Here is a 238-nt window from a genome sequence, read left to right as displayed (position 1 = left end):
ATGTTGGCGAAGAGATTGAGTTCCTGGAAGATCATGCCGATGCCGTGTGCCTGCGCATCGGCCGGGCTGTCGAACGAGACCTGCTTGCCATCCAGAATGATCTTGCCGAGTGTCGGGCGCTCAACACCGGCGATGATCTTCATCAGCGTCGACTTGCCGGCGCCATTCTCGCCGACGAGAACGTTGACGGCGCCGCGGCGCAGCTCGAGATTGGCGCGCTTGACGGCGACGATGCCCG

At 62.6% G+C, this 238-nt stretch carries 1 protein-coding gene; it reads right to left on the bottom strand.

Translation table 11 applies throughout. From position 1 onward, the window contains the following. On the bottom strand, window positions 1-238 hold a 238-nt coding region (locus tag SB772_RS45320; RefSeq protein ID WP_410839192.1), incomplete at both ends, for an ATP-binding cassette domain-containing protein.

The organism is Paraburkholderia sp. SIMBA_030, assembly GCF_046535245.1.
Classification (GTDB): Bacteria; Pseudomonadota; Gammaproteobacteria; order Burkholderiales; family Burkholderiaceae; genus Paraburkholderia.
Note: the sequence above shows the minus strand (reverse complement) of the source record. Positions and strands in the feature narration are given on the sequence as shown.